18 protein-coding genes are annotated in these 21,556 nt (G+C 70.2%); 3 read left to right on the top strand and 15 right to left on the bottom strand.

Annotation, left to right across the window (positions count from 1 at the left end):
- Positions 1 to 50 precede the first annotated feature (50 nt).
- From OG782_RS28325 to OG782_RS28300, 6 genes are all read right to left on the bottom strand, one after another.
- The gene (locus tag OG782_RS28325; protein ID WP_406455641.1) at positions 51 to 1,643 is read right to left on the bottom strand and encodes a cation acetate symporter; all 1,593 of its coding nucleotides are present in this window, start codon (positions 1,641 to 1,643) and stop codon (positions 51 to 53) included.
- Positions 1,640 to 2,083, bottom strand: a complete 444-nt coding sequence (locus OG782_RS28320; RefSeq protein WP_406459325.1) for a DUF485 domain-containing protein — start codon at positions 2,081 to 2,083, stop codon at positions 1,640 to 1,642. Before OG782_RS28320 ends, OG782_RS28325 begins: the two co-directional genes overlap by 4 nt.
- A 131-nt stretch (positions 2,084 to 2,214) precedes the next feature.
- Positions 2,215 to 2,898, bottom strand: a complete 684-nt coding sequence (locus OG782_RS28315) for a response regulator (RefSeq protein WP_406455639.1) — start codon at positions 2,896 to 2,898, stop codon at positions 2,215 to 2,217.
- Positions 2,895 to 4,058 (bottom strand): sensor histidine kinase, encoded by a 1,164-nt coding sequence (locus OG782_RS28310; protein ID WP_406455637.1) that lies wholly within the window; start codon positions 4,056 to 4,058, stop codon positions 2,895 to 2,897. Before OG782_RS28310 ends, OG782_RS28315 begins: the two co-directional genes overlap by 4 nt.
- Positions 4,055 to 4,573 (bottom strand): DUF1453 domain-containing protein, encoded by a 519-nt coding sequence (locus OG782_RS28305; protein WP_406455635.1) that lies wholly within the window; start codon positions 4,571 to 4,573, stop codon positions 4,055 to 4,057. Before OG782_RS28305 ends, OG782_RS28310 begins: the two co-directional genes overlap by 4 nt.
- Before the next feature lie 151 nt (positions 4,574 to 4,724).
- Positions 4,725 to 6,845 (bottom strand): type IIA DNA topoisomerase subunit B, encoded by a 2,121-nt coding sequence (locus tag OG782_RS28300; RefSeq protein ID WP_406455633.1) that lies wholly within the window; start codon positions 6,843 to 6,845, stop codon positions 4,725 to 4,727.
- A 432-nt stretch (positions 6,846 to 7,277) separates the two neighbouring features.
- On the opposite strand from OG782_RS28300, the gene OG782_RS28295 reads away from it, so the two are divergent.
- A complete protein-coding gene (locus OG782_RS28295) occupies positions 7,278 to 7,511 on the top strand; it encodes a hypothetical protein (RefSeq protein WP_024489001.1) in 234 nt (77 codons plus the stop codon).
- 105 nt (positions 7,512 to 7,616) lie between these two features.
- Here the strand turns inward: OG782_RS28295 and OG782_RS28290 are convergent, their stop codons facing one another.
- The 6 genes from OG782_RS28290 to OG782_RS28265 form a co-directional block, all read right to left on the bottom strand.
- Positions 7,617 to 8,447, bottom strand: coding sequence for a S1 family peptidase (locus OG782_RS28290; RefSeq protein WP_406455631.1), 831 nt, complete (start codon positions 8,445 to 8,447; stop codon positions 7,617 to 7,619).
- 147 nt (positions 8,448 to 8,594) lie between these two features.
- A complete protein-coding gene (locus OG782_RS28285; protein ID WP_406455630.1) occupies positions 8,595 to 10,136 on the bottom strand; it encodes an RNA polymerase sigma factor in 1,542 nt (513 codons plus the stop codon).
- 322 nt (positions 10,137 to 10,458) lie between these two features.
- Positions 10,459 to 11,346, bottom strand: coding sequence for a FadR/GntR family transcriptional regulator (locus OG782_RS28280; protein ID WP_406455628.1), 888 nt, complete (start codon positions 11,344 to 11,346; stop codon positions 10,459 to 10,461).
- A gap of 160 nt (positions 11,347 to 11,506) precedes the next feature.
- Positions 11,507 to 13,291, bottom strand: a complete 1,785-nt coding sequence (locus OG782_RS28275; RefSeq protein WP_406455626.1) for an ATP-binding cassette domain-containing protein — start codon at positions 13,289 to 13,291, stop codon at positions 11,507 to 11,509.
- 351 nt (positions 13,292 to 13,642) lie between these two features.
- Complete coding sequence (locus tag OG782_RS28270; protein ID WP_406455624.1) at positions 13,643 to 14,407, bottom strand: NUDIX hydrolase; 765 nt, start codon at positions 14,405 to 14,407, stop codon at positions 13,643 to 13,645.
- Positions 14,408 to 14,755: 348 nt separating this feature from the next.
- The gene (locus OG782_RS28265) at positions 14,756 to 16,057 is read right to left on the bottom strand and encodes a DUF4192 domain-containing protein (protein ID WP_406455622.1); all 1,302 of its coding nucleotides are present in this window, start codon (positions 16,055 to 16,057) and stop codon (positions 14,756 to 14,758) included.
- Positions 16,058 to 16,168: 111 nt separating this feature from the next.
- On the opposite strand from OG782_RS28265, the gene OG782_RS28260 reads away from it, so the two are divergent.
- Both OG782_RS28260 and OG782_RS28255 read left to right on the top strand, forming a co-directional pair.
- Complete coding sequence (locus OG782_RS28260) at positions 16,169 to 18,340, top strand: RecQ family ATP-dependent DNA helicase (protein WP_406455620.1); 2,172 nt, start codon at positions 16,169 to 16,171, stop codon at positions 18,338 to 18,340.
- Positions 18,341 to 18,558: 218 nt separating this feature from the next.
- Complete coding sequence (locus OG782_RS28255; protein WP_406455618.1) at positions 18,559 to 19,188, top strand: hypothetical protein; 630 nt, start codon at positions 18,559 to 18,561, stop codon at positions 19,186 to 19,188.
- A 69-nt stretch (positions 19,189 to 19,257) separates the two neighbouring features.
- Here the strand turns inward: OG782_RS28255 and OG782_RS28250 are convergent, their stop codons facing one another.
- The 3 genes from OG782_RS28250 to OG782_RS28240 form a co-directional block, all read right to left on the bottom strand.
- The gene (locus OG782_RS28250; RefSeq protein ID WP_406455616.1) at positions 19,258 to 19,878 is read right to left on the bottom strand and encodes a hypothetical protein; all 621 of its coding nucleotides are present in this window, start codon (positions 19,876 to 19,878) and stop codon (positions 19,258 to 19,260) included.
- A 60-nt stretch (positions 19,879 to 19,938) separates the two neighbouring features.
- Complete coding sequence (locus OG782_RS28245; protein WP_406455614.1) at positions 19,939 to 20,649, bottom strand: ribonuclease HII; 711 nt, start codon at positions 20,647 to 20,649, stop codon at positions 19,939 to 19,941.
- 197 nt (positions 20,650 to 20,846) lie between these two features.
- A complete protein-coding gene (locus OG782_RS28240; protein WP_406455612.1) occupies positions 20,847 to 21,473 on the bottom strand; it encodes a TetR/AcrR family transcriptional regulator in 627 nt (208 codons plus the stop codon).
- Between the last annotated feature and the right edge of the window lie 83 nt (positions 21,474 to 21,556).

The raw sequence follows: 21,556 nt of genomic DNA, 5'->3' as shown, positions 1-21,556 counted from the left end.
ACCACCGGCCCGCACAGCCACCCCGACCACCGGCGGTCCCTGTCGCCCCGTCACACCGCGCCGGCTCCGGTCAGCGCACGGACCTCGGTCTCGGCGTGCTTGGCCGCGTCCGGCGGCTCGGACGCGGTGACCGTGCCGATCCAGCCGGCCAGGAACCCCAGCGGGATGGAGACCAGGCCGGGGTTCTCCAGGGGGAAGAGCTGGAAGTCCGCCCCGGGGAAGAGCGAGGCGGGGCTCCCGGACACGACCGGGGAGAGCAGGACGAGCAGCACCGCGGGGATCAGTCCGCCGTAGACCGACCAGACCGCCCCGCGCGTGGTGAAGTTCCGCCAGAACAGCGAGTAGAGCAGCACCGGCAGGTTCGCCGAAGCGGCGACCGCGAAGGCGAGGCCCACCAGGAACGCCACGTTCAGGTCCTGGGCGAGCAGCCCCAGGCCGATGGCGGCCACCCCGATGCCCGCGGCGGCCACCCGCGCGACGGCGACCTCGCTGTGCAGCTTGGAACCCGGGCGCCTGAGCGACGCGTACAAATCGTGGGCCACGGACGCGGACGAGGCGAGTGTGATGCCGGCGACGACGGCGAGGATGGTCGCGAACGCGACGGCGGCGACCACCGCGAACAGAAACGTTCCCCCGGTGGAGCCCTCGCCACCGCCGAGCACCAGCGCCAGCAGCGGAACGGCTGTGTTCCCGGCGGGATTCGACTCCCGTACGTCCGCCGAGCCGACCAGCGCCGCCGCCCCGAATCCCAGCACGATCGTCATCAGGTAGAAGCTTCCGATGAGGCCGATGGACCAGACGACCGACCGACGTGCCGCACGGGCGGTGGGCACGGTGTAGAAACGCGACAGGATGTGCGGAAGGCCCGCCGTACCGAGCACCAGGGCCAGCCCGAGGCTGACGAAGTCGATACGGGCCGTCCAGCTTCCGCCGTAGCGCAGGCCGGGCGAGAGAAACCTCTTGCCGTACCCGCTGCGGTCGGCTGCGGAGTTGAGCAACTCGTTGACATTGCCGTGGAAGTGGACCAGGACGAGGACGGTGAGCACGACCGTGCCCGCCATCAGCAGAACGGCCTTGACGATCTGGATCCAGGTGGTGGCACGCATCCCGCCGAGCGACACATAGACCACCATGAGCGCGCCGACCCCGATGACGGTCCAGGACCGGGCCGCGCCGCTCGTCCCGCCGAGGAGCAGGGCCACCAGACTTCCCGCGCCGACCATCTGCGCCACCAGGTAGAGCACGGAGACCGTGACGGAGGACGTCCCCGCGGCGATCCTCACCGGGCGTTCCGCCATCCGGGCCGCCACGACGTCGGCGAGGGTGAACCTGCCGCAGTTACGGACGAGTTCCGCGACGAGCAGCAGGACGACGAGCCAGGCGACCAGGAAGCCGACCGAGTAGAGCATGCCGTCGTAGCCGAAGAGGGCGATCAGACCGGAGATTCCGAGAAACGATGCAGCCGACATGTAGTCGCCCGCGATGGCGAAACCGTTCTCCATGGGGGAGAACAGGCGGCCCCCGGCGTAGAACTCCTCGGCCGAACCGTGCCTGTTGCGGCTCACCCAGGTGGTGATGCCCAGAGTGACGGCGATGAAGGCGCTGAACAGCAGGAGCGCCAGGGTCTGGTGGTTGCCGCTCAACGCCCGATCCCCCGCGTCATTTCCTGGGTGTCCCAGCGCAGATCGAGCGCGGCGCGGTCCCTGCGCAACCGCGCGTGCCGCGCGTACGCCCCGGTAAGCAGGAACGTCGTCAGGAACTGCCCGAGTCCCGCGACCATCGCGACATTCACCGCCCCGGCCACCGGACGGGCCATCAGTCCGGGAGCGGTGACCGCCGTGACGACATAGGCGAGGTACCAGACGAAGAAGGCGAGCGTGGCGGGGACGACGAAGCGCCGATACCGGCGGCGCACTTCCTGGAAGGCCTCGCTGCGCTGCACCTCCAGATAGATGTCCGCCGCGCTGTGGCCGGATTGCGGTACGGCGGGGCCGGGAATCCCGGCGGGCGCGAAGCTCCCCGTACCGTCCAGTTCCCCCCATCCGGAGGCCAGCGCGTCGTACCACGGGTCGTCGAGTCGCATTGCTGCGGACTCACGCCCTGCTTCCTTCTCCACCGAACAACTCCCCTGGTCCACGGACCACTTCGGCCGCGTACCCAAGAATGGGCAGATCGGGAAGATCCCGGGCACTTCATTCGCGAGACTTCACCTCTTCAGGTGAAGGATGTCCCGGGCGGCCGTGCGAGTCCTCGAACGTACGCGTAGCGGACCGCCTGGGCCCGGTCGCGCAGTCCTGCCTTGGCGAAGAGGTTGTTGATGTGGCTCTTCACGGTCGCCTGCGAGATGTGCAGGCTGCGCGCGATCTCCGCGTTGGACATCCCCTCGGCGATCAGGACGAGCACTTCGGCCTCACGGGGAGTCATCCCGTCGGGGAGCTCCGGCTCCGCGCCCCCTCCCCCGCCGGCGGGCAGCGGCCCAGCGGTGACCTGCTCGAGCAGCCGTCGCTGCACGGTGGGCGAGAGCGCGGCCTCGCCCGAGAGCACGGTCTGGATGGCCCGCACGATCTCGTCGCCGCCGGCGTCCTTGGTGAGATATCCGCGGGCACCCGCCCTGAGCGCGGGGAAGAGCGAGTCGTCGTCCGCGAACGTCGTGAGCACCACGACCTGGGTCCCGGGGAAGTCCCTGCGGATACGCCGCGTCGCCTCCGCCCCGTCGCAGCGGGGCATCCGCAGGTCCATCAGGACCACGTCGGGAGAGAGCTCGGCCACCAGGGCAACCGCCTCCTCCCCGTCCTTCGCCGATCCCACCACCTCGATTCCGGGCAGCAGGCCGAGCAGCATGACGATCCCCTCACGGACCACCGACTGGTCGTCGGCCACCACCACCCGCGCGCTCACGCGGGCACCCGCAGACTCACCACGAAACCCTCCTCGCCGGGACCGGCCTCCAGCGTGCCTCCCAGCAGTTCGGCGCGCTCCCTCATCCCCAGCAGACCGTATCCGGAGCCACTGACAGCGAGATCACCCCCGGAACCCCGCCCGCCCGAGTCCGTGACGTCCAGAGCGATCCCCTGGGGCAGATACTCCAGCCTGATCAGCACCCTGGCCCCCGGCGCGTGCTTGCGGACATTGGTCACTGCCTCCTGCGCCACGCGCCGGACGGTCTGGGAGGCCTCGGCGGTCAGCGACCGCTGCTCCCCCTCCACCCGGACCTCGGCGGGCTCGCCGGCCACCAGCTGCCGCAGGAAGTCCTCCACCGGCGTCACCTCACCACGCAGCGCGGAGAGCGCCTGGCGGGTCTCCGCAAGCCCCTCACGGGCCATGGAGCGGGCCGCGACCACCCGCTGCAGGACCTGGTCCCGGAACTGCCCAGCCGGCTCCCTCTCGATCAGCAGCCGCGCCGCCTCGAGATGCACCAGCTGAGCGGAGAGGCTGTGCGCGAGCACGTCGTGGATCTCCCGGGCGATCCGGGACCGCTCGTCCAGCGCCGCCGTCTCGGCCTCCGCCACCCGGGCCGCCCGCTCCTGGGCCAGGAGCCGTTGCGCGCTTCCACGGGCCTCGGCGTCCAGGCGGAGCACATAACCCGCGAGGCACAGTCCCGCAGTGGTCACGGCGGTGGTCAGCCAGTCGTCGGTGTTCACCAAAGCGTAGGCGCCGAGCGCCACCGCAGTGGACGGGACGGCCGCCGAGAGCGGCAGCCGCTCAAGAGCGGTGACCGCGCAGCCGCACCAGAGCACCGCGGCGGGCACGGCGGCCCCGGCCTGCTGGGCCCCGAACGCCGCCAGCATCAGCAGGACGAGCAGGCCCAGGGACGGCCACAGGCGGTTTTCCAGGCTGGTCCGGAAGAAGGCCACCGCAAGCAGGCCGCAGCCGAGGACTCCGAGAACGCCGACCACGATCTCCCAGGGGCCGAAGAGCCCGCCCGTGAAGGTGCCCCAGAGCATCAGGGTGAGCAGCCCGGCCCGCACGGACCAGGCGATCACGGTCCGTGAGTGGGCACGGTTGTCCCGCGCGAGGGCCTCCCTCGACGGCCAGCTCGTCCAGTCAGCGGGCGTCACACGCGGTCCTTCCGGGCCGGACGGACCGGCATACCGCCGGCGGGGCCGCCGTACGACGGCGGTATCCGAGCGGACCGCCGGGCCATCATGCCGCTGCGCGCCAGCAGAGTCACCGCGAGAGCCATCATCAGTGCGGGACTGCCCTGATGTATACCCAGCGCCACCGCGACCCCGTAGAGAGCCGCACGCAGCGCCAGACCTCCGGTCCAGACGAGGACCGTGGCTCTGGTGCCCCTGCTCCACAGGGAGCCGTCCTGGGCCCGCCAGAGCCGGGCCGTCCACGCCCAGCCCGCGCCCGTGACGAGGCCCACGACCAGCTCGGCGCCCAGGACTGCGACGGACAGTGTCCGGTGGTGCGGATCCACGAGTCCGGGCTCGCGCAGAGCCAGGACGAGCAGAACACCGGGCAGGACCCACCAGCGCCGGTCGCCGGAGACCCGCTGCGCCGAGCACTGACGGACCACGACGAGAGCGATGACCGCGACGATCACCAGGACATTGACGAGCCCGGACATGGGCGCCTCCGAATTGCGAGAAGTTCTACGACTTCGACGCTACGGAGAAGGCCAGGTCAGGGGATCGGCTCCAGGGTGGATCGTGGGTGGAGCCGTTGTCTCCACCCACGGGTGCAGACAACGGCTCCGGTCCGGCCGGGCCCGGCCGGGTTCAGGCGTCGATGCGCGAGCGGTCCAGCGTGGCCGCCGAGCTGGTGATGAACTCCTTGCGGGGGGCCACTTCATTGCCCATCAGCAGGTCGAAGACCCGCTCGGACGATTCCAGGTCACCGATGTTGATGCGCCGCAGCGTGCGGTGGCGCGGGTCCATCGTCGTCTCCGCCAGCTGGTCGGCATCCATCTCGCCCAGGCCCTTGTAGCGCTGGATCGAGTCCTTGTACCGGACGTTCTTGCGCTGGAGCTCCATCAGACGCTGGCGGAGCTCGCCGTCCGAGTACGTGTAGATGTACTTGTCCTGGCCCTTCTTGGGCTGGACCAGTTCGATCCGGTGCAGCGGGGGTACCGCTGCGAAGACCCGTCCGGCCTCGACCATCGGCCGCATGTAGCGCTGGAAGAGCGTCAGCAGCAGGATACGGATGTGAGCGCCGTCCACATCCGCGTCGACCAGCAGAACGATCTTGCCGTACCGGGCGGCGTCGATATCGAAGGTCCGCCCGGACCCGGCACCTATGACCTGGATGATCGCGCCGCACTCGGCGTTCTTCAGCATGTCCGAGACGGATGCCTTCTGAACGTTGAGGATCTTGCCCCGGATCGGCAGCAGTGCCTGGAACTCGCTGTTCCGGGCCAGCTTGGCGGTGCCGAGCGCGGAGTCGCCCTCCACGATGAACAGCTCGCTGCGCTCCACGTCGTCGCTGCGGCAGTCGGCGAGCTTCGCCGGCAGCGAGGAGGTCTCCAGAGCCGTCTTGCGGCGCTGCGCGTCCTTGTGCTGGCGAGCCGCGATGCGCGTGCGGGCCGCCGCAACCGCCTTCTCCAGGACCGCCCTGGCCTGGGCCTTCGCGTCCCGCTTGGTGGAGGTCAGGAAGGTCTTGAGCTCCTTGGCGACGACATTGGCGACGATCCGGTTGGCCGCCGAAGTGCCGAGAACCTCCTTCGTCTGCCCCTCGAACTGCGGCTCCGCCAGCCGTACGGTCACGACCGCGGTGAGGCCCTCCAGGGCGTCGTCCTTGACGATGTCGTCCTCGGCGACGCGCAGCATCTTCGCGGAGCGGAGCACTTCATTGACCGTCTTGGTCACGGAGCGTTCGAATCCGGTGACGTGGGTGCCGCCCTTGGGGGTGGCGATGATGTTGACGAAGGACTTCAGGTTGGTGTCGTACCCGGTGCCCCAGCGCATGGCGATGTCGACGACCAGCTCCCGGGTGACCTCGGTCGCCGTCATGTGCCCGCGCTCGTCGAGGACGGGGACGGTCTCCTTGAAGGTGCCCTGCCCGGTCAGGCGCAGGACGTCGCAGACGGCCTTGTCCTGGGCGAGGTACTCGCAGAATTCGCTGATCCCGCCGTCGAAGCGGAAGGTCTCCTCCGTCTTGCCCTCTCCGTTCAGCCCACGCTCGTCGCGCACGACAATGGTGAGGCCGGGCACGAGGAAGGCGGTCTGGCGGGCCCGCTGGTAGAGCGTCTCCAGGTTGAGCTTGGCGTCCTTGAGGAAGATCTGCCGGTCGGCCCAGTACCGCACCCTCGTGCCGGTACGCGCCTTGGGGACCCGCTTGCCCTTGAGCAGGCCGTTGGCCGGGTCGAAGGGACTGTCCGGCCCCTGTTCGGTGAACATACCCGGAACTCCGCGCCGGAAGCTGATCGAGTGGGTCGCGCTGTTGCGGTCGACCTCGACGTCCAGCCTGGCGGAGAGAGCGTTGACGACGGAGGCGCCCACACCGTGCAGACCGCCGGACGCGGCGTACGAGCCACCGCCGAACTTGCCTCCGGCGTGCAGCTTGGTCATCACGACCTCGATGCCGGACAGGCCGGTCTTGGGTTCCACGTCGACGGGGATGCCCCGGCCGTTGTCCCGGACCTCGACGGAGTTGTCGTCGTGGAGGATGACCTCGATGTGGTCGCAGTACCCGCCGAGGGCCTCGTCGACGGAATTGTCGATGATCTCCCAGAGGCAGTGCATGAGGCCGCGGCTGTCGGTGGACCCGATGTACATGCCGGGGCGCTTGCGAACCGCTTCGAGCCCCTCGAGTACGAGCAGGTGCCGCGCGGTGTAGTTGGAACCGTCTCGGTCTGCTCCGGTCAGCAGCGCAGTGGACGGCACGGACGTATCGGCGGTCACGCGGTTCGCTCCTCGCTGAATTTCAATTGGGGCCCAGTGGGTAACGGGCTCGGCTTCGGTTGCCGCTGAGAGGGTACCGAGGCCTGGTAGAGCGGGTGTAACGCCACCCTCGAAGAACCCTCACACTAGTCCAGCTTCGCATGCACGTTCGATCCCTCCTTGGAGTGACGCGAACATCACGTTCCCTTCCAGGCATGAACCATTTAGGCTCCGGGCACGTCCTCATAAACAACCGGCAAGCCGGCCGGCCGGACGACCAAGCCAAGCAACGCGAAACCGTAGCGCCACGCAATACGGCACATTCGCCGCGAACCGGCAACAGACAGCCATCCTGAGAAGAATTTTCGAAGAAAAGCCACGAGCGGGAACGTTTTCGGCCTGGTTGGATGTTGACCCTGGTACGACAGCTCGTCGAGCTAGAGAAGAGGCGACGTGACTACTGTTCTGACCCCCGCGAGCCCGCTGACCGCAGCAGACCGCTGTGACCGTTGCGGCGCCCAGGCATACCTGCGCGTCGTCCTGATCAGCGGCGGTGAACTGCTCTTCTGCGCCCACCACGGTCGCAAGTTCGAGCCGGAACTCAAGAAGATCGCCGCGGAAATACAGGATGAGACGGATCGGCTGACGGCCGTGCAGGCCCAAGCCGCCGAAGAGGAACAACACTGACACCTCGCATCCACGACGAGCCAGGGTCCGGTCCCGGACCGGCCGACGGGCGGCTCCCCGCGTAGGGGGAGCCGCCCGTTCTCGTACCTGCGGAGCCTGCGCCGGTCAGCCGGCGCCCTCCATCCACCCGATGGCGGCGGAGATCCGTGTGTAGACGCCGGGGCTCCCGGCCAGACCGCACCCACTCCCCCAGGACACCAGCCCGATAAGCCGCCCCTGGGCCACCAGCGGCCCTCCGCTGTCCCCCTGGCATGCGTCGTACCCGCCCTGGGGTTCGCCCGCACAGAGCATCGCTGAGGCCTCGTACGTGCCGTTCCTGCCGCCCGGGTAGGCCTGCTCGCACGAGCTGTCGGGCAGGACGCTCACGTTCGCGGAGCGGAGCGAGGACGCGTAGTCACTGTTGCCGGTCGTGTCGCCCCACCCGTAGACGACCGCAGCGGTACCCGAGCGGTACGCGGCGTCACCGGATTCGGCCATGGCGATCACACTCTGTTCCGGCAGCGCCTCGGAGAGAGTGAGCACCGCGACGTCACCACTGTTCGTGGCGGCATCGAACCCGGGATTGACCCACGTCCCGCTCACCGCGATCTCCTTGCCGCCCGAGCCGTTCAGCTCATCGCGACCCGAGATGATCAGCAGATCACGCACCTGGCCGACATCGACACCGAGCGCCTCCCGGCTCAGGCAGTGCGCGGCCGTCAGCACTTTCTTCGGCCCCACCACGACCCCGCCGCAGAACTGACCGGCCCGGGTTCCTCCGAACCGGTCACGGCTGGAGAGCGCCACCACCCAGGGACTGTCCTTGACGTGAGCGGGCTGACCACCGATGACGATGCTGTCCGGCACCGCCGAGGCGGGGGATGCGAGCGGTATCACGGCCGTTGCGGCAGCGAGGGCAAGCGCCCCGGTCATGGTGCGGACGACGGTACGGGACATACGTACTCCTGACTCTCTGAGGATCCATGCCTACCCAGAGTCATTCCGCCGACCCGAACCCGCACCCCGGACAGGCCGGCAGGACATGGATCGAGGGCCCGGCTCCCCCATGGGATCCGGGCCCTCGGTCCGCGTACCGCTGTCGGCCTAGTCGAGGTAGTCGCGCAGGACCTGCGAACGCGACGGGTGACGCAGCTTCGACATGGTCTTGGACTCGATCTGACGGATGCGCTCGCGCGTCACGCCGTAGACCTTGCCGATCTCGTCCAGCGTCTTCGGCTGTCCGTCGGTGAGACCGAAGCGCATGGAGACCACGCCGGCCTCACGCTCGGAAAGGGTGTCGAGCACCGAGTGCAGCTGCTCCTGGAGAAGCGTGAAGCTGACCGCGTCGGCCGGGACGACCGCCTCGGAGTCCTCGATCAGGTCACCGAACTCGCTGTCCCCGTCCTCACCCAGCGGGGTGTGGAGGGAGATCGGCTCACGGCCGTACTTCTGGACCTCGATGACCTTCTCGGGGGTCATGTCGAGTTCCTTGGCCAGCTCCTCCGGGGTGGGCTCGCGGCCCAGGTCCTGGAGCATCTGACGCTGCACGCGCGCGAGCTTGTTGATGACCTCGACCATGTGCACCGGGATACGGATGGTGCGGGCCTGGTCGGCCATGGCGCGGGTGATCGCCTGACGGATCCACCAGGTGGCGTACGTGGAGAACTTGTAGCCCTTGGTGTAGTCGAACTTCTCGACCGCGCGGATCAGACCGAGGTTGCCCTCCTGGATCAGGTCCAGGAAGAGCATGCCACGGCCGGTGTAGCGCTTGGCCAGCGAGACCACGAGACGGAGGTTGGCCTCCAGCAGGTGGTTCTTGGCCCGGCGGCCGTCCTCGGCGATGATCTCCAGCTCGCGCTTGAGCTTGGGGGCGAGCTTGTCGGAATTCGCCAGCTTGTCCTCGGCGAACAGACCCGCCTCGATGCGCTTGGCGAGTTCGACCTCCTGCTCGGCGTTGAGGAGCGGGACCTTGCCGATCTGCTTCAGGTAGTCCTTGACCGGGTCGGCCGTGGCGCCGGCGACGGCAACCTGCTGCGCAGGTGCGTCGTCCTCGTCGTCGTCGGAGAGGACGAAGCCCTTGTTCTCGCCCTCGCCCTCCTCTTCCTCACCCTTGCCGGCCTTGACTTCGTCGGCGGCGTCGTCGCCGTCGAGGATCTCGTCGTCCTGCTTGCCGGCCTTCTTCGATGCCGTCTTCTTGGCCGCCGTCTTCTTCACGGCGGTCTTCTTGGCAGCCGTCTTCTTGGCTGCGGCCTTCTTCGCAGGCGCGGCGGCGTCATCGGCCACCGCGTCCACGGACTCGGCCGACGGGGCGGCGGTGGCCGCGACGGTCCGCGTCACGGTCGTCTTGGCCGCGACAGTCTTGGTGGCGGTGCGCTTGACCGGGCTCTTCGCTGCGACGCTCTTGCGGGCGCGCTTCGACGGCTCCGCGGCACTGACCATCAGCGTCACACCCTCTTCCTCGAGGATCTGGTTGAGGCTGCGCAGAACGTTCTTCCACTGGGTTGGCGGAATCTGGTCAGCCTCGAAGGCCCGACGCACGTCGTCGCCGGCGATCTGCCCATCAGCCTTTCCCCGCTCGATGAGCGCCATGACAGATTCGGACTCGGCGATCTCCGGCGGGAGCGTACGGGATGTGCTGGCCGACACGAACAACCTCTCGGAACGATGGAAACGGCTTCCGGCCCGGCCCGAAGAGGGCTGGACCGACGACCGTCGGGCTGGGAATGTACCGACGGCGCGGGCTACACCTCAGAACTGCACAGCGCCCTGAATGGCTGCTGTATTCCTTCCGCGGCGGTCACCTCTTAAGTCATCGCGCTGTTTCGAGGAGTGTTACGCCCAATCCGCGTGGCCCGAGTCACACCTCATTTGCGACGAACATAGCCAAGGGCGACATCCCACCACAATTGTGCCGCCGGACCGCTGGGGTCCGGCGACACATGGCTCGTACACCCTGACCGTGCCGCGATCAGTGCTCGCGCGGCGCCGGCACCACCGGCTCCACCTCGTGGTGGACCACGAGAAGTTGGCGCATGGCCGCCTCGGCACCCGCGGAGTCACCGGACGCGAGGGCGTCGACGATGCGCGCGTGATGGCCGAGGGAGGCCTCATTGGGCCGGTCACACCCGGTGACCGGCCCTCCCGAAACCTGCAGGGCGGCGGAAACGATGCCGGAGAGGTGCTCCAGCATGCGGTTGCCCGCCGCCTGGATGAGCAGGGCGTGGAACTCCACGTCGGCCCGGGCGCACGTGATCGCGTCACCCTGCCCGAGGGCGTGGCCCATGATCTCGACCATGTCCCCGAGGCGCTGCTGCAGATCCTCACGGCCGTGCCCCGCGGCCAGACGGGCGGCGAGCGGCTCGATCGTCCACCGAAGGTCGCTCAGCTCGCGACGCTGATCGTCGCGCTGCGGGCCGAAGGCGCGCCATTCGATGATGTCGGGATCGAGCAGATTCCAGTCACAGACGGGCCGGACCCGGGTGCCCACATTGGGGCGGGCACTGACCAGCCCCTTGGCCTCGAGTACGCGCAGCGACTCCCGCACGACGGTACGGGAGACCTCGAATCGCTGACCGATCTCCTCCGGAACCAGAGGGCGGTCCGCACCCAGGTCACCGGAAACGATCATCTGGCCGAGCTGCTGAACGAGTTGGCCGTGCAGTCCGCGGCCACGGCTGGCCGAGCCCCGTCGGCCCACCCTGCCGAGCTCGGCATCGGGACCGTCCCAGGAACGGACAGCGGCACGCTCGCCGGCCGGCGCCTCCGCATAGGGGTAACGGTCGAGTTCGCCCGGGCCGGCGAGGCCGGAGTCGGCGGAGCGGGCGGCGGTCATCATGGTGTGCGCAAGGGTACTCACGCATCCTTTGTCGGCGCGTCTCAGCCACCTCTTGAGGTCTTTGGTGAAAAGCACACGAAAGGGTGATCGGCACCCGCCCCTCAATTGACGCCTTATTGGTATAAAACGGGCATTTCCAATGGAGTTGTAAGGCTTCTGAGGTTCTGGCCGCTCTCCGTGATCACCAACGAACCCTTCCGCGAAGGCTGGTGAACAGATACGCACAGATGAGGACCGACAACGACAGGGCCAAGGCCGCTCCTACGGGGTGTGCCACGACCCGCACGACGACCAGCAGCCACCGGTCCACCTCTTGCGGCCACTGAAGCCAGGCCAGTTCCCGCAGCCGGCCCGGAAGTCCCGTCACCGAACGGACGGTCGGCACCTTCGGCATCCTCTCGACGAGCGGAACCATCAGTACAGGAACGGCGAGTACGGCGGCGACCCCCGCCGCCGTCACCCTGAAGACCCCGGCGGCCAGCAACCCGGCCCAGGCGCAGCCGACGGTCAGCCCGGACCAACTCGCGGCCAGCGGCACCGCATTCGACGGGATCCGGACCAAGTCCCCGCCGTACACGAGGCGAAGGGATTCCGCCGAAACCAGCACGGCGAGCAGAGCCAGCAGCAGGGCAACGCCTGCGGACACGGCCAGCTTGGCAACGAGCAGCCCGAGCCGGCGGGGAACCGGGCCCCGGCCCGCGGCGAGCGCGGGATAGCGGAACTCGTCGCCGAAGGAGAGCGCGCCGAGCAGTCCCGCACCGAGCGCGACCGGCGGAAGGGGCAGCAGTGACGGCCAGCCGGCGATCACCTGCGGCAGCGGGGTACCACCGCCGCGGGCCAGCAGTACGGACAGCGCGACCGAGGCAACCAGGGCGATGACCATGATCAAGGTGGTGGTCCTCACCCCGAACAGGCGGCGCAGTTCGTACCGCACCGGGCGCAGGGGACCGCGGGCCGGACGCCGTCTGATCGGCGGCGGCAGCTCCGGCCCCGCGTGACTCGCGGCCGGACGCGGTACGGCTTCCGATCCGTCGACGGCCGCCGCGGGACCGGCCGCGGTGTCCGCAGGCGTACTGCGGGCGCCGACGGACCCGGTGTCACCGACCTCGTCCGCCAGATGATGAACGGGAAGGCCATGGCGAAATGCCGTGTCGCCGATCTCCGCGCAGCTGCTGCCGTACACGGAGAGACGGCTGCCGCTCGCCTCGGTGACCACTTCGACGGAGCGCCGTGCGGCCCGTGCCTCACGGCTGACGGCTGCGGCAAGGCGGGCGGCGTGCGGGGAACGGACCGCCACACGGGGGCGCAGACGCGTGCGGGAGAAGTCGGCGACGTCCTGATCGGCGACGAGACGTCCGCCGTCGATGGTCACCACATGACCGGCCGACCGGGCGGCCTCCCTGGGGTCGCCGGTGGCGTAGAGGACCGTGCCGCCACGGTCGGCGTGAGCCTGCAGCATCCCGTGCAGCCAGCCGGCTTCCCGCACCGTGAGCCCGTCGGCGGGTTCGTCGAGGATGAGCGTGTGCGGGTCCCCGAGCAGTGCGGAGGCGAGAGCCAGCCTGCGGTCCATGGCGAGGGAGAGCGTGCCCAGGCGCTGATCCGCCATCCCGGCGAGACCTACGGTGTCGAGCAGTTCTCCGGCCCGGGAGGCCGGTACTCCCGCCGCGGCGCAGAGCATGCGGAGGTGCCCGCGGACTGTTCTGGCCGGGTGTCCCGGTACGTCCCCGAGCAGCACTCCCACCTCGCCGGCGGGATGCGCGACGCGGTGCAGCGGCCTGCCCCGGAAGTAGGTCACCCCCCGGCCGGGCTCGAGTTCGAGCATCAGCCGGAGAGCGGCCGTCTTGCCGGAACCCGGCGCGCCCAGAAGTGCGGTGATACGGCCGGACTCCGCTTCGAACGAGAGGCCGTCCACGGCGGGCGGAAGTCCGCGGTGGCGGGCACTGGTGAGTCCGATGGCCTGGAGCATCGCTTCTCCCACAGAAGGTGAGACCGCTCGGCGGCGTGTGAGTACCGCAGTACGATAACCCCACATATCGGACTTTCCGCGTAGCGTGGCCCCCCTTGTCGCTCCGACCACCCCCGCGGGCGCTCCGGGACGATCACCCCATGTCGGCAGCCGGACTGCCGTGGCTGACGGGCTACCCGACCGCCAGAACGCCCGACCGCCCGACTACCGGGCTACCGGGCTACCGGGCTACCGGGCTACCGGGCTACCGGGCTACCGGGCTACCGGGCTACCGGGCTACCGGGCTACCGGGCTACCGGGCTACCGGGCTACCGGGCTACCGGGCTACCGGGCTACCGGGCTACCGAATGATCAGACCTCGGGCCGGAGCATCGGCGGGTTGAGTACCGTCGCCGCACCGGACCGGAAGAGCTGGGCGGGCCGGCCGCCCTGCCTGGTGGTCGTCCCGCCGGCGGGCACCAGGAAACCGGGGGTGCCCGTCACCTTGCGATGGAAGTTCCTCGGGTCGAGCACCACGCCCCACACCGCTTCGTACACCCGGCGCAGCTCGCCGACCGTGAACGCGGGCGGGCAGAAAGCGGTGGCCAGTGAGGAGTACTCGATCTTGGAGCGGGCCCGCTCCACACCGTCGGCGAGGATCTTCGCGTGATCGAAGGCCAGCGGCGCCTGGTGTTCGCCGTCGCGGCCGTAGCCCCCATCCGGACCGAGCAGGTCCTCGACCGGCGCCCAGCGCGCGCTGTTCGCGTCGCCGCCCGCCCTGGGAGCCGGCAGATCAGGGGCCAGCGCGAGGTGGGCGACGCTGACGACCCTCATCCGCGGATCGCGCTCCGGATCCCCGTACGTGGCGAGCTGTTCGAGGTGAGCCCCGTTGCCGATGGCGGGGGCAGCCGGGTCCTGCGCACACAGACCGGTCTCCTCGGCGAGCTCACGCGCCGCTGCGGCACCGAGGTCCTCATCGGCCTTGACGAAACCGCCGGGCAGCGCCCACCTGCCCTGGAACGGGGTCTCGCCTCGGCGCACCACCAGCGCACAGAGCGCGTGACGGCGCACAGTGAGCACGACCAGGTCGACGGTGACAGCGAAGGGCGGGAAGGTCGACGGGTCGTAGGGCGGCATGCCGTGATCATAGTCGTCTGCCTGACGATAAACACTCCCTTCGTAAGGCTCTTCGTTCCGTCGCGAGGCTCTTTCGTTCGATCGCTGCCTTCGCGCCCCGGGCCCCGGCACCGAACCGGACCGGCCCCGGGCCGGCCCCCGCACCGCCCCACCCAGCCCCGCCCCACTCGCGCACTCCGGCCCGTCTCCCGGGACCAGGCCGCCGCCGGCCCCGACCGGCGACCGGATGCCCTCCCCCGCAGCCGGGTGGGGCGGCTCCCGCGCCTCAGCCCGAGTCCACGCGGCACAGCCGGCTGCCGGGCCCCTCCCCATCGGGCGTGCGGCACCGCGGCCCGGCGTCGCATGGCCTCATCGGCCGGTCCTGGTCCCCCGGCGCCCCTGGGCCCCCGGCGTTCCGGCCCGGCGTCGGCCGGTCGTCGTTCCGGGCCGGCCGGAACCGGGCCGCGTCCGGCGACGGCCCGCCGGCTGCACCCGTGCGGAACGGGCCCCCGCGACCCGTTCCGCACGGCGGCCGCGGCGTGCCGTCCGCGTACTGCGTTCGCCGCGCAGGCAGCGTCGCAGTGTCTCGGGATCGAGGCCCTGATTGCAGGCCTCGTGCAGAAGCTGGGCAAAGGTGTATCCGGGATCCAGCCGCAGGGCGAGGCCCAGCGCGACACGGGCGGCCGGTTCGTCACCGGTCGACCAGGACACCCAGCCCGCCAGAGCGAGCGGGGCGGCCGCGTGCTCCTCGTACGGCGCGACGCAGCGGCGTGCCAGTGCCCGCCACAGCCTCAGCGCCGACTCGGCCTCGGGCCCCTCCATCCATTCCGCGGCCCGGTCACGGGTCTCCCTGTCCTGCAGCCCGAGAATCACCTCGGCGGCCTCCTCATGGCTGATCAGCCGGTCGTCGTTGAGGTCGGCCAGCGAGGGCGACGCCGCCGGTGCCTGCCCGAGGCGCTTCATGAGCCCCTGGGCAAGCTTCAGGGTTGTGCCACTGACCTCCTTGCGGCGCTCCTCGTCGAGCAGCATCGGCACCATCGCGCTCCCCGCCGAGTCCAGAGCGCGCCGCTGCTCCGCGCCTGTACCGCTCATGAGGGGTGCGAGCCTCGCCTCCATCTCGCGCAGCGAGCCCCGCACCTGGATACCCGCATAGGTCGCCGCCGCAGCCATCACCGAGGTGCCGGACATGGCCAGTGGATTCCCCTCGGCGGGGCAGCAGCGGGCATCCGGGCAGACATAGGACCAGAACCGGTCGGCGGAGATGCAGAGCGCCTCGAGCACGGGCACGTCCAGTGCCCCGCAGGCTGTGCGCAGCCGCTGGGCCAAGGGCCGCAGCCGCTCCATGGTCTGGTTTCCGGTCTCCCCTTCGGCCGGGTCCTGGCAGAGGAAGACGACGATGGCGTCGGGCCGCCCGCCGCGCCGCTCACTCCCCTTGATCAGGCACTCGGCAAGCTGCTCGGCAACCGATGGCCACTCCTGCGCGGACTGCGGAATGCCGAGCCTGAGCCGCCCGCCGAAACGGCCCCGGCCGCCGTGCAGGGCGACCATGACCACGCTGTCGTTGGGATGGAATCCCATGAGATACGGAAGGGCATCGGCCAGCTCGGCGGGTCCTCGCAGGGTGATCTGCTGCTCGTCGGACGGGCCGGTGGATTCATGGTGCTTGTTCATGGGATGACCGTCCCGCGGCCGGACAGATTCCGCGACCCCCTGTGGATAAGTTATCCACAGGGACCGCGCGGCCGTTCGCGGTTTGTCATACCCATCGGGTTGCATGGGGGCATGACCAACGCAGACCGTGCAGAGCTCAGGGCTTCGGCCGATTCCGTACTGGCCCGACTCGTCGGGGACGTCTCCGGCGCCGCCCGGCTGCGCGAGGACCAGTGGCGGGCCATCGAGGCGCTGGTCGCCGACAAGCGCAGAGCACTGGTCGTCCAGCGGACCGGCTGGGGCAAGTCCGCCGTGTACTTCGTCGCCACGTCACTCCTTCGCGCGCAGGGCAGCGGACCGACCGTGATCGTTTCGCCCCTGCTGGCGTTGATGCGCAACCAGGTTGCGGCCGCGGCCCGGGCCGGAATCAGCGCGCGCACGATCAATTCGTCCAACACCGAGGAGTGGGACACCGTCCAGGCCGAGGTGGCTGCCGGAGAGGTGGATGTGCTGCTGGTCAGCCCCGAGCGGCTCAACAACCCCGATTTCCGGGACCAGGTCCTGCCCAGACTCGCCGCCGCGACCGGCCTGCTCGTGGTCGACGAGGCGCACTGCATCTCCGACTGGGGCCACGACTTCCGGCCCGACTACCGACGCCTTCGGACCATGCTCGCCGATCTGCCGGCGGATGTACCGGTGCTCGCGACCACCGCCACCGCGAACGCGCGCGTGACCGCGGACGTCGCGGAGCAGCTGGGCACCGGGGCGGGGACGGACGCGCTCGTTCTCCGCGGTCCGCTGGACCGGGAGAGCCTCAGCCTCGGTGTGCTGCAACTGCCCAATGCCGCGCACCGGCTGGCCTGGCTCGGCGACCACCTCAAAGAGCTGCCCGGCTCGGGAATCATCTACACCCTGACGGTCGCGGCGGCCGAGGAGGTCACCGCCTATCTCCGCCAGTGCGGCCACACCGTCGCCTCGTACACCGGCCGTACCGAGAACGCAGACCGGCAGCAGGCGGAGGACGATCTGCTGGCCAACCGCGTCAAGGCCCTGGTGGCCACGTCCGCGCTCGGCATGGGATTCGACAAGCCCGACCTCGGCTTCGTCGTGCATCTTGGCTCGCCCTCCTCCCCCATCGCCTATTACCAGCAGGTGGGACGCGCGGGCCGCGGCGTCGAGCACGCCGAGGTGCTGCTGCTCCCGGGCAAGGAGGACGAGGCGATCTGGCAGTACTTCGCATCGGTCGCCTTCCCCCCGGAGGAGCAGGTCCGGCGCACCATCGACGCCCTCGCCCAGGCCGGCCGGCCCCTCTCGCTGCCTGCGCTGGAGCCTCTGGTCGACCTGCGCCGCACCCGTCTGGAGACCATGCTCAAGGTGCTCGATGTCGACGGCGCGGTCCGGCGGTTGAAGGGCGGCTGGACCGCTACCGGCGAGCCGTGGGTCTACGACTCCGAGCGCTACGCCTGGGTTGCCCGCCAACGGGCCGCCGAGCAGCAGGCGATGCGTGATTACGCCACGACGCGCGGCTGCCGGATGGAATTCCTGCGCCGCCAGCTGGACGATGAGGAAGCCACCGCCTGCGGGCGCTGCGACAACTGCGCCGGCGCTCGGTTCGACGAAGCAGTCTCCTCGGCTGCTCTGGACACCGCGCGGGGCGAGCTCGGCAGGCCCGGCGTGGAGGTGGAACCCCGCAAGATGTGGCCGACCGGTCTCGCGGCCGTCGGCGTCGATCTCAAGGGCCGGATTCCCGCCGGAGAGCTCTCCGGAACCGGCCGTGCGCTGGGCAGACTCTCCGACATCGGCTGGGGCAACAGGCTGCGTCCGATGCTGGCGGCCCAGACGCCCGACGGGCCGGTGCCGGACGATGTGGCCGACGCCGTGGTGACCGTGCTGGCCGACTGGGCGAAGGGGCCCGGGGGCTGGGCACCGAGCGCCGTCGATGCCGTGCCCCGGCCGGTCGGCGTCGTCACCGTGGCCTCGCACACCAGACCCCGGCTCATCGAGTCCCTCGGCAGCCGCATCGCCGAGGTCGGGCGGATGCCCCTGCTGGGCAGCGTCGGAATCGCGCCGGGAGCGGACGGGGTCCGGATGTCCCAGACCAACAGCGCCCAGCGGGTCCGGGCCCTGCACGAGCGGCTCGTCGTGGGACCCGAGCTGGCCGCAGCTCTGGCAGCGGCAGACGGACCCGTGCTGCTCGTCGACGATCTCTCGGACACCGGCTGGACCCTCGCCGTGGCAGCGCGGCTGCTGCGGAGGGCCGGAGCAGGGGCGGTGTTTCCGCTGGTCCTCGCTGTTCAGGCGTGACAAGTGGCGTCAGCCGGGGCCGGATTGGGCAGGGATATGCGTGTCATTCCGGCTGATTACCGTCAGCTGCTCCAATTGCTCGTTGCCGCCTGCCGATACGCCAGGAAGAATTGGACTCGCTCCCCGCACGGTCCTTTCGCGGGCCCGGAAGGGCTGTGCCGCGGTGCGCCCTCACCCGACCCTGCCCGCATCGTGGGCGCGTATGCGAAGGGAGGACCGTGACCTTCGGATTCGCTCCGTCCGCAGCCACTTCGATGTCGGCAGCCGCCGACTCCGCCAACCGCCTTGCCAGAATGCTCGAGCCGGCCGAGTGGGCCGCAGCGGGCATACCCCTGCTGCGCAGCCCGCGCGAGGTGGTCAGCGGCCTGCACACCAGGCACCACCCGACCCCGGCCACCGCCGTCGTCGCCGTGCTCGATCACGAGGAACGCCTCACTGCCAGCGCCTCGTTCACCCGTCGCTCGGTGACGGCGGACGGCTGGGAATTCCGTAACGCGCTGCTCGCACATCTGCGCCGCGTCATCCCGCACGATCTCCGGCGCCGCACACCCGTCCGCACCGCGGTACTGCTCTACTGCCGCGAGGGGGACGAGCGCTGGACGGAGGAGGACGGGGCGTGGATGTGGGGATTGCGGGACGCCTGCACCCTGCACGGCCTGCGCTGCGGCGCGTACATCACGCTGACCCGCGGCGGCTGGCAGGTGCTGGGCGAGGGCCGGGGCGGCCGTCGGCCCAACTCCACATCGCAGCCGTCGGCCCTCGCCGACACCGCGCTCGACCGTGATCCGGTGCCGCTGCGCACCGGCGGAGGTGCGGCTCAGGCTCTGCGCCGCACCGCGGCTCGCTGACCCGGTCCGTGGTGACCCGGCCGCCCCTGAGGGCGGGCCGGATCACCACGGACCGGTGTCCGCCAAGGTTCAGACGCCCGCGCCGAGCACGCCGTTGACCGTCTGCGGGTCGCCGCAGACGATCAGCAGGGTTCCGGCGCGTTCCTGCGCCGCCGTCAGCGCACGTGTGGCGATGTCGTCCACGGGGCCGTTGACCGCGACGATCACCACCGGCCGGGGCTTCACCCGGTCCACGGCTGCGGAACCGGCGAAGAACACGTCGTCGCCGGCCTCGTGCTGGGCCCAGTAGGCGGCCTCTCCGAAGGAGAGCTCGTGCGTGGCCCACGGGTGCTGCCCGACCGTGGTGAGCACCAGGATGTCGCCGGGTGCACGGCCGGAGTCGAGCAGCAGGTCCACCGCCTCGTCGGCGGCGTCGAGCGCGCCGTCGGCGGAGGCGGGGATCAGCTGGAGCTGCGGCGCGGAACGATTCTCCTGCCGGGCCGCTTGGGGCCGGCCGGAGGCTGAGTGCTGGCGCTGCGCCGGGGGCGCGGGCCTGGCGGGGCCGGGACCCGGGCGACCGGGGCGCGGCATGGCCGCTGAACGCGGACCGGGTACGGGACGAGGGGTCGACGCGGTGCGGCCGGTGGCCGGAGTGGCGCGGGGACCCTGGGCGCTCTCGTGAATCTGAGGCTCCTCGGGGATGAGAGGCATGAGTGGTTGTCTATCAAACGCCGGCGCATCAGGCGTCGGCGGGTGGGTACATGTGCGCGATCAGAAGTCGAAGCCGAGCTGGCCCCCGCTTTCCAGTGCGGCCGCCTCGGCGGAGAAGCGGACCTTCTTGAGGTGCTGCCACCTGGGCAGCGCGTCGAGGTAGGACCACGAGAGGCGGTGATGGGCCGTGGGCCCCCGCTCCTCGAGTGCGGCCCTGTGCACGGGGGACGGATATCCGGCGTTGGCGCCGAAGGCGAAGTCCGCGTACTCACCGGACTCCGCGCCGAGTCCGGCCATCACGGCGTCCCTGCGGACCTTCGCGATCACCGAGGCCGCCGCGACCGCGATGCAGGACTGGTCGCCCTTGATGACGGTGCGGACCTGCCAGGGACTGCCCAGGTAGTCGTGTTTGCCGTCCAGGATCACCGCGTCGGGACGTACCGGCAGCGCCTCCAGGGCGCGCACGGCGGCGAGCCGGAGCGCGGCGGTCATCCCGAGCTCGTCGATCTCCTGCGGCGACGCGTCACCGAGACCGTACGCCGTGACCCAGCGCTCGAGCAGCGGCGCGAGTTCCGCGCGGCGCTTCGGGCTGATCAGCTTGGAGTCGGTGAGTCCGGCGGGAGGCTTGCGGAGGCCGGTGACTGCGGCACACACGGTGACGGGTCCGGCCCAGGCACCGCGTCCGACCTCGTCGACACCTGCGACGGTCTTGGCACCGGTGGTGGCGCGCAGTGAGCGCTCGACGGTGTGCGTGGGTGGTTCATACGGCATGGCGCCTGCAAGCGTACGCCGATGGGGGCGTCAGGAACACCCCGGGGCGCAGGTCGGCTGCCATGCCCGGCCGCCGTGCCGGGCGACAGATATCGGCACGGCGGCCGGGCAGGCTCCCGCGGCGGCCGGGCAAGGGCTCAAAGGCCGGTCGGCCCGGACCCACGGCTGCGGGCCGTGAAGGCGCGCGGGCGACGGACTCAGCGGGGCGCGGAGCGGAAGAGCGGCACCGCGACCTGATCGATCAGAGCGGCAATCTCCTCGTCGCCCCATTCACTGCCGCACACCTTGGTCCGATACATCATCATCGCGGGGATGACGTCGAAGCCGAGCCCGTGCAGCGCATCGGAGCGGACCTCGCCGCGTTCGATTCCCCGGATCACCACCTGCTTGATGAGATCGGTCGTCGGCCGGACCACACCGCCGAGGATCACCGACTGGAACCGTTCCGCCGTGTCCGCATCGCATTCGTGAAGGACCGAACGCAGCGCGGATCCGGACTCGGAAAGCATGGCGTCACGGAGGGCGCGGCACAGCTGGTAGAGGTCGTCACGGATGTTCCCGAAGTCGGGGGCATCACCGATCGGCGGCAGTGCGCTGCGCAACGCGTCGGCGACCAGTTCCTCCTTGGAGGACCATCGCCGGTAGACCGCGGCCTTCCCGGTCCGGGCACCGGCGGCGATCCCCTCCATCGTCAGCCCGCTCCAGCCGACCGTGCTCAGCCGTTCCAGTGCGGCCTCCAGGATCGCCCGTTCCAGTACGGGCCCTCGGCGGCGAAGGGACACCACCGGCTGCCGGGCGGCGGCAGCCGATCGCGAAGTAACCATGAGCTTCTCTCCATCGGACTGATGCGTTTCACCGTGGTGGACCGGCCGGCGTCCGGGACGCGGAGGCGGAGCACGTCGGCGCG

It is taken from the genome of Streptomyces sp. NBC_00876, from assembly GCF_045207435.1.
GTDB lineage: Bacteria > Actinomycetota > Actinomycetes > Streptomycetales > Streptomycetaceae > Streptomyces.
This window is presented reverse-complemented; position numbering and strand designations above follow the sequence as displayed.

Bases quoted from the DNA above. Each gene is read 5' to 3' on its own strand.
- OG782_RS28250 (WP_406455616.1), bottom strand. From the start codon at position 19,878: ATGCCTCTCATCCCCGAGGAGCCTCAGATTCACGAGAGCGCCCAGGGT.
- OG782_RS28240 (WP_406455612.1), bottom strand. From the start codon at position 21,473: ATGGTTACTTCGCGATCGGCTGCCGCCGCCCGGCAGCCGGTGGTGTCC.
- OG782_RS28320 (WP_406459325.1), bottom strand. From the start codon at position 2,083: ATGCGACTCGACGACCCGTGGTACGACGCGCTGGCCTCCGGATGGGGG.
- OG782_RS28305 (WP_406455635.1), bottom strand. From the start codon at position 4,573: ATGTCCGGGCTCGTCAATGTCCTGGTGATCGTCGCGGTCATCGCTCTC.
- OG782_RS28265 (WP_406455622.1), bottom strand. From the start codon at position 16,057: ATGAACAAGCACCATGAATCCACCGGCCCGTCCGACGAGCAGCAGATC.
- OG782_RS28275 (WP_406455626.1), bottom strand. From the start codon at position 13,291: ATGCTCCAGGCCATCGGACTCACCAGTGCCCGCCACCGCGGACTTCCG.
- OG782_RS28260 (WP_406455620.1), top strand. From the start codon at position 16,169: ATGACCAACGCAGACCGTGCAGAGCTCAGGGCTTCGGCCGATTCCGTA.
- OG782_RS28290 (WP_406455631.1), bottom strand. From the start codon at position 8,447: ATGTCCCGTACCGTCGTCCGCACCATGACCGGGGCGCTTGCCCTCGCT.
- OG782_RS28245 (WP_406455614.1), bottom strand. From the start codon at position 20,649: ATGCCGTATGAACCACCCACGCACACCGTCGAGCGCTCACTGCGCGCC.
- OG782_RS28270 (WP_406455624.1), bottom strand. From the start codon at position 14,407: ATGCCGCCCTACGACCCGTCGACCTTCCCGCCCTTCGCTGTCACCGTC.